Source organism: Microvirga sesbaniae, from assembly GCF_025460805.1.
Taxonomy (GTDB): domain Bacteria; phylum Pseudomonadota; class Alphaproteobacteria; order Rhizobiales; family Beijerinckiaceae; genus Microvirga; species Microvirga sesbaniae.
The window spans coordinates 1-6965 of record NZ_JAMXFJ010000084.1 but is presented as its reverse complement, the minus strand read 5'-3'; the positions used below and the strand labels follow the sequence as shown (position 1 = coordinate 6965).

The window sequence follows — 6965 nt, the reverse complement described above, 5'->3', positions numbered from 1 at the left end:
TCGTTCCAGTGCTTGGCCAAGTGGCCGATGCCGTCTCAATGGCGCTTGCGTGTGAGGCGCAGGCAGCAAATCTTCTCCGCACTGCCATCACCGGAGGCAATATGAAGCTTGCGCTGGAAGAAGCTGGGATTAGTATCGGAGCGCAAGCGCTCAGCCTTGTCGCAGGGCCCGAGGTAAAGTTGGCAATCCGCAACGGGCTGGTCAAAAAGGTAATGGAAGAGGCTGCAACGGCTGGGATCGATCTGCCGATTTCCGTCGCACAAACCTATGCCGAAGACTATTTAAACAACCTGGAAGCTCGCCTTGCGGCCTGAGCCTCCAAGGTACAAGGGTGATCGGCACACCGCCCTTGTCTTGTTCCGGCATTTACCTGGCGGGCAAAGTACGTTCACATTTGGCCCTTGAGAAAGTAGTGTACCTCGACATAGGAAGCCAGTTGACAAATTCTGCGGGCCACAGCAGAGCGAACCATCAGCGCCCTGCGATGTGTGTTTTGGAATGGCGAGCGCGTGAGAACGTTGAGCGTCGCGCCGCCAACTCGATTGCGCCGTAGATACTGGCTCTCTGATATGCCGGCAATTGGCGAGGCCGCCGTTGATAGTTACCACGCTGCTTCGCATTTGTGGGAGGCAGCGTGGTAACTATCCGGCTAACCTTTCGAAGTGATCCGGACTAATGTAGTCGAGCGCTGAGTGACGCCGGACGGGGTTGTAACAGCCATCAATGTAACGGCCGATCGCCTGCTTGGCCTCGGAATTCGGCTGAAAGACGGTGCGTCAGTCCAGCTCGGATTCCGAAGTCTTGAAGAAGGTCTCGACAGCGGTGTTGTTGAAGCGATTGCTTTTCTCGGACAATGAGATCCGAATGCTGTATTTGGTCGGCTCCGCCTGACAGGCCGTCGGACAATATTGATGCGGGGCGAGTTCATCGAGAATTGCTCCGATTATCACATCCATTTCGGAAGTCTCTTCGTGCCACTCGGGGTAGCGAACGGCTAGCGAGTTCGGGTTGATACACTAGGCGGATTCCGCGTTACGGTGATCGGTTTGATCAGGCCGCCACGCGGCCATCGTCCTGACCAGTAGCATGCGAGTCATCCCACGCAGGACACCCCGCAGACTGTCCGGCGCGCAGACGATGGTGTTCTGAGTCCTCTGCAACGCGATTCGCTGTGTCGCCACCGCCGGCTTGCGGCTCGCCTTGATGACACGCAGGAACTCAACCGTGCCATCCCGGCTTCTGGGCGTGATAGTCCGTTTGCCGGCAAGGGCAGTTTGCGCTGCAATCTGAGCTTCGCGATCCTCGTTCTTTCCACGCCTGCGGCGATCATGCTGATCCGGGGGTGTGATCTCCAGAATCTCGAGGCCTGCGTTCTGCGTATTGAGCAGGAGCTTGGCCCCATAGGTCCCTGTTGACTCAGAGTCGACGCCCTTACAAGGAGCCGAAGGAGCCCATCCAGGCGGGCATCTGATTGTATCCCTGTCGCGTTGTGGGAAAGCTCTCGGCGGGGAGCGCATGATCGAGCTAATCGAGAACGTCGGCGAGGTAAAGATCCTTATGCATGTCAACACCACCTACGACGAGATGAGGCACACGCTCCTGACCACCTTCCATACCGGCTCTCCTGGCTCAGTCGTGGATCGACGGTTCGCCAAGACTGCGTCCATGACAGCGCTGTAACGCAAGAGAACGTCAGGCCCTTTTCGTGGCAAGTGCGGCGGTGAGGCAAACCGGACCGCAAGGCTCCTGGGCAGCCGACAAGATCGACGAAAGACACGGATCTGGTCGATCAGAGTGTGGGTCAGGCCACACCAGGACACCTTGTGGCACCAGCCACTCTAAGAGGTCTATCGCTCTGAGGGTCCGGCGCATAGGAACACTGGTCAGAACAGTTTGCTGTCCGGATGGTCGGTCAGGTCCATCGCAGGATCGCTAGCGCATAGCGCAGTGCCTCCAGGGCCAGCTCCTGGTGCAACCAGTCGCTCACCGCCCAGCCAGCCACTCGTCGGGCTAAGAGATCGAGGATCATGGCCAGATAGCGACTGCCCTCGTTCGCCCACACGTATAACAGATCCGCCGCCCGTTTCTGGTTCGGCGCTGGGCCGAGAAGTCCTGGTCGAGGAGATTGAGTTTACCTCCAGGCCCGGATGGAGGATCAGGCCGAGTGCATGCTCGTGCTGATCGGCGCCACTCCGGAAGGCAGGAAGGAGCTGATCGGCTTCCAAGCCGGCGTGCGCGAGAGCGCCCAGAGCTGGCGCGAGCTTCTGGTCGAGATCAAGCGGCGGGGCCTGTCCATTCCGCCTCACATTGCTGTTGGGGATGGAGCTCTCGGCTTCTGGAAGGCACTCGACGAGCTCTTCCCTGGCACCCATCATCAGAGGTGCTGGCTGCACAAGACCGCCAACGTGCTCAACAAGGTACCCAAATCCGTGCAGCCCGGCATGAAGGTGGCGCTGCGGGAGATCTATCTCGCGCCGACTCGAGCCCAGGCCGAGGTCGCCATCGATCTGTTCGAGGAGGCCTATGGCGCGCGTTATCCCAAAGCCGTGGAGTGCGTGCGCAAGGACCAGCGGGCGCTGCTGGCTTTCTTCGATTGGCCCGCCGAGCATTGGATCCATCTGCGGACGACGAACCCGATTGAGAGTGTGTTCGCGACGGTGCGGCATCGCACGGTGCGCACCAAGGGCGCACTGTCGCCGACCACCGCTCGTTTGATGGTGTTCAAGCTCATCATGGCGGCTTCGAAAACCTGGCGCCGGCTAATGGGCGAAAACCAGTTGCCGAAGGTGATCGCCGGTGTCAAATTCCAGGATGGCAGCGAGGTCATTCCGATGCCAACACACAGCGCCGCCTGATCGGCCCCATCACCTAAATTCCATCATAGCTGGCCCGCTGGTCAGGGCGAGCCGCACCGCGTCATCCTGAAACTCTCTCCGAAACCGTGTGTGGGGCATGGAGGTTCTCCTGCGTCATTGCCGTGCTCTCCATCTTCCGAAGCAGTTCCAGTCGCAGATGAAGACTTCTCGTCATTGCCCAGTCAAAGGCAATCCAGGCTTAGGATCCATCTATCGTGCAACGTCAGCTACAGCATAGCGATGACCGCCTCGCCGATCTTGTCCTGGTCGATCTTCATGCGGCTACTTTCCCACGCCGCGACACGATATTCCTCAGTCATCGGTGGATAAGTGCGTAACCTCTGGAGGTGCATGGTGTTCAAAAGTCGTCATTCTGATCGGTCGGTAATCCTGCTCTGCCTGGGCTGGTACCGGTCCTATAATCTCAGCCTGCGCAATCTTGAGGAGATGATGGCTGAACGCCGCATCTCAGCCGACCATGCAACCATTCCTCGCTGGACGTTTTACCGGCGCCTCAGGCGATCATCGTAACGGCGGCCGAATTATAGCTGCGTTATTCCCGGCGCTACAGTGTAGCGACTTGCCGGTCCGACAGGGGTTGCCACCTGACGACGCCAACAATCCTGTAGATAACTTGGTTGCCGTGAGAGCAGCGGCAGTTAAGCTTGCTGCCCGGCAGATCCCCCGGCCCTAGCTGAGCTCGCCTCAGTGTATTGCGATTGCGTCCAATGTCGTGACAGCGTGTCGACTGTCAGATCACTCTGACCTGGAATAGACGGGGTCGATCCAGGGCTTGAATGTGGCCGATCAGAACTATGGATTTCTCCAGTCGGCTTCTCGCGGTTAACCCTTTCAGTCGTCGAATCATGGGCGCTGGACACGCTGGGCTGATGAACGCCGGGGACGGCACGCAGGGGAATCGATGCAGGGGGGTGTCATAGTCGGGGCAGGTGGCATTCTGGGTCGCGGACTGGCAGTCTCGATCCGCAAAGGGTCTTCACAGGCTTCTATCAGCGACTATTGCAGTCGCTGAAATGCTCCTGCGCCTACCTCTCCGAACAGGCGGTCAAGGCTACTGACACGAGTTGCTTAACCTCTGCCGCTATCCAGGTTTCGTAGCCGACGGTGACGTGCTCAATTTACAACTCAATTTTGAATTTGAGACGAAATGCGAACGCTGCTCGTTGATCACCATACGAACTTTGCACGCGCGGTGCGCGGCGCGCTCGCGGATAGCGGTTTTGCCGTTGATATAGCTTGTACTTTGGAAGAGGCTTCTAACGTATTTTATTGCGCGAGCTACGAAATTCTCCTGCTAGAGTTGGCTCTGCCTGATGGCAATGGCTTGGACTGGCTGAGGAAACTAAGGAGCGGGGGGCATTCAGTTCCTGCCGTCATTATGAGTTGTCTCGATGATTGCGAGAAGCGAATTGAATCTTTCAATGGCGGGGCAGACGATTTTGTGCTCAAGCCGGTCTCTCCTGTTGAGCTCATCGCCAGAATGAGAGCCATTCAGCGCCGGGTAAGACAGGTGGCCGCCCCCGTCCTTGTGTTCGGCAACCTCAACTTCGACCCGATCAGCAGAGAAGTTTTCGTTGCAGGCGACCCAGTGATCATAGCACGCCGCGAGCTATGTATTCTTGAGCATCTGCTTAATCGCGCGGGCCGCATCGTGCCGCGTGAGCAGTTGGAGGATCACCTTTATCCGTTCAACGACGAAGTCTCTACCAACGCACTTGAAGTCGGAATTTATCGCTTGCGCGGACATCTGAGTAGGTCAGGTGCGACGCCACGGATAAAGACCGTGCGGGGAGTTGGGTACGTTATTCAATTGCCTAAGGCGACATCCGTATGATTGGTGACTGTGAAAGAATCTGTCTTGGAAATGCTTACAACTCGTGATCCTGACATCAATCGGTGGCCGACCCTCGTCGACTGCCTGAGGGCTATCGGTTGTCCGAATTTGGGCCCTCTCCTTTGCACCCTCCTGCTGCTATCTCCGCTTTCTGCCGTGGCACAAAGCAACGGGGATAAAGGGCCGCGGCGTGCAACGTCCGGTAGCATCAATGCCACGCTGAAGCTTTCCTCGTCGCTCGGGAAGACAGTTCATCTGCCAGCGTCAGCCGCGACCATTTTTGTTGCGGACCCGACTGTTGCGGATTATCAGGCACCCTCAAATGAAACCATCTTCGTCTTTGGCAAGAAATCAGGGCGGACAACCCTATTCGCGTTGAACGACAGGGGTGAGGCCCTCGCCGAGTTGCAGATTGTCGTCACGGAACCGATTGAGGATCTGCGGGATATGTTGAGGGATCAGGTTGGCGACTATCCGATCCGAGTCAAATATACTCCACGCGGCGCAATCCTTAGCGGTACAGCGCCCGACGCAGAAACTGTCGACACGGCGAAAAGGATCGCCGAGCAATATCTCGGGGAAGGCGCCCAGGTCGTCAATAACATTAAAGTCGCTGGCTCCTTGCAGGTGAATTTGAGTGTGCGCGTTGCGGAAGTGTCCCGCGGGGCGATGAACGAACTCGGTATTAACCTGTCCGCCCTCGGTCAAATCGGCAACTTCAAGGTGGGTTTGTTAAGCGGCGGCAACCGTGCGGGCTCAGGAACTGGGAAAGGTGGCGGTACAGCAGAAATCGGATACAACGATGGTAACATCAACATCAGCGCGGTTCTTGACGCACTCGCTAAAGAGAACATTGCTTCTATCTTAGCTGAGCCGAACCTCACGGCGATTTCCGGCGAAACCGCTCGCTTCCTTGTCGGCGGCGAATTTCCCATTCCTGTGCCGCGGGAAAATGGGCAAGTCTCAATTGAATTTCGGCACTTCGGCGTGAGCCTTGAATTCTTACCTACCGTCCTCGACAACAAGCAGATCAATATTCGGGTAAAACCCGAAGTCAGTGACCTCACGTCACAAGGCGCCATTCAAATCAACGGAATTTCCGTGCCGGCAATTTCCACCCGCCGCGCCGATACGGTCGTCGAGCTCGCCAGTGGGCAGAGCTTTGCAATTGGTGGGCTCATCAGGCGTACCACCAGCAATAACATCAGTGCATTTCCCGGGCTCGGGCAGGTGCCGATCCTTGGCGCCCTGTTCCGTTCTTCCTCATTCCAAAAGGAGGAATCAGAACTGGTTATTCTGGTTACTCCGTACATCGTAAGACCAGGGTCGAGCCCCGTCCAGATGAGCGCGCCAACGGATCGAATGGGGTCGCGTTCGGATGGTGGGGAGGCTAAATCGGGTTCGCCCACTCGGCCGCGAGGCCGCGTGACAGTTCGCACGGGCGTGCCAGGCGCCAAGAGCGGCGTCGGCTATATTATCGAATAGCTGTGTTCAAATGAAATTGCGGATCAAAGTTCACCTGGTTGCTCTAGCAGCAAGTCTAAGTGGCTGCGCAAGCCCGCCGATCCGTGTGGAGCCGTCGGCACCCACCCTTATCCGGCAGGAGACCACCGTTCTAACTTTAGAGGGGCTCCACGCCTCGGAACGGCAGCGGTTGCGAGTTTTCCTTCAGAGGGCCAGCCGTGGTCGGCTTGATGCGCTTCATCTGCTTATCAGTGGGTCGCCCAGGCTCGGCGCAGAGGCAGTCCATCAGGCGAACCAGATGGGGATCAGCACATATAACATCCAATTGTTAAGCCAACACAGCAGCCGTGTAGCGCGTATAGAGGCGATCCTCTATCTTGCCCGCCCTCCTGTATGCCCGTCACTTTTCAGTCCGTTATCTGACGAGGTATCCGTCGAACAGACGCTTGGCTGCTCGACGCGCCATAACCTCGCCGTAATGGTGAACGATCCGCGCGATTTACTCGGCAACATGGCTGTCACGCAAAGCGACGGCGATCGTGCGGCCATACCGATCGCAAAATACAGGGAATTTACAATAGACAAGAGTGGTGAATGACGCCATTGGCGTGCGCCCTCGGCGGCGGCTTCATCTTGCTCGCACTGCCTAACGCAGACGCACTCACTTACTGATCCGGATTGGGTAATCTTGAACTACGCGGCATAACGGAACGACGGATGCTCGAAGTAGCTGCGGATCCGGTCGGGCAACCTGGCAAGCCGGCGCATGTGGCTGATGACGGCACGCTTGA

The 6965-nt window shown here is 57.5% G+C and carries 5 protein-coding genes and 3 pseudogenes; 7 read left to right on the top strand and 1 reads right to left on the bottom strand.

Annotated elements, in window-relative coordinates; genetic code table 11:
• Window positions 1-314, top strand: a 314-nt coding sequence (locus OCW50_RS32500; protein WP_262266220.1) for an HrpF/NolX family T3SS translocon protein, incomplete at its 5' end; no start/stop codon positions are given.
• A gap of 378 nt (window positions 315-692) precedes the next feature.
• Window positions 693-857: a hypothetical protein gene (locus OCW50_RS33620; RefSeq protein ID WP_210805199.1), complete on the top strand. Its 165-nt coding sequence runs from the start codon at window positions 693-695 to the stop codon at window positions 855-857.
• Window positions 858-914: 57 nt separating this feature from the next.
• On the opposite strand, the pseudogene OCW50_RS32490 reads toward OCW50_RS33620, so the two are convergent.
• Window positions 915-1614: pseudogene (locus tag OCW50_RS32490) on the bottom strand (IS110 family transposase); the annotation flags it as partial.
• Between the two features lie 515 nt (window positions 1615-2129).
• Between OCW50_RS32490 and OCW50_RS32480 the strand changes: the two are divergent.
• The 5 genes and pseudogenes from OCW50_RS32480 to OCW50_RS32460 form a co-directional block, all read left to right on the top strand.
• Window positions 2130-2855: pseudogene (locus tag OCW50_RS32480) on the top strand (IS256 family transposase); the annotation flags it as partial.
• A gap of 354 nt (window positions 2856-3209) precedes the next feature.
• Window positions 3210-3356 (top strand): annotated as a pseudogene (locus tag OCW50_RS32475) (IS6 family transposase); the annotation flags it as partial.
• A 667-nt stretch (window positions 3357-4023) separates the two neighbouring features.
• Complete coding sequence (locus tag OCW50_RS32470; protein ID WP_114948094.1) at window positions 4024-4710, top strand: winged helix-turn-helix domain-containing protein; 687 nt, start codon at window positions 4024-4026, stop codon at window positions 4708-4710.
• 30 nt (window positions 4711-4740) lie between these two features.
• Window positions 4741-6195: a type II and III secretion system protein family protein gene (locus OCW50_RS32465; RefSeq protein WP_114948095.1), complete on the top strand. Its 1455-nt coding sequence runs from the start codon at window positions 4741-4743 to the stop codon at window positions 6193-6195.
• A 10-nt stretch (window positions 6196-6205) separates the two neighbouring features.
• The gene (locus tag OCW50_RS32460; RefSeq protein ID WP_210805197.1) at window positions 6206-6772 is read left to right on the top strand and encodes a CpaD family pilus assembly lipoprotein; all 567 of its coding nucleotides are present in this window, start codon (window positions 6206-6208) and stop codon (window positions 6770-6772) included.
• Window positions 6773-6965 lie beyond the last annotated feature (193 nt).

Bases quoted from the DNA above. Each gene is read 5' to 3' on its own strand.
- OCW50_RS32470 (WP_114948094.1), top strand. From the start codon at position 4,024: ATGCGAACGCTGCTCGTTGATCACCATACGAACTTTGCACGCGCGGTG.
- OCW50_RS32465 (WP_114948095.1), top strand. From the start codon at position 4,741: ATGCTTACAACTCGTGATCCTGACATCAATCGGTGGCCGACCCTCGTC.
- OCW50_RS32460 (WP_210805197.1), top strand. From the start codon at position 6,206: ATGAAATTGCGGATCAAAGTTCACCTGGTTGCTCTAGCAGCAAGTCTA.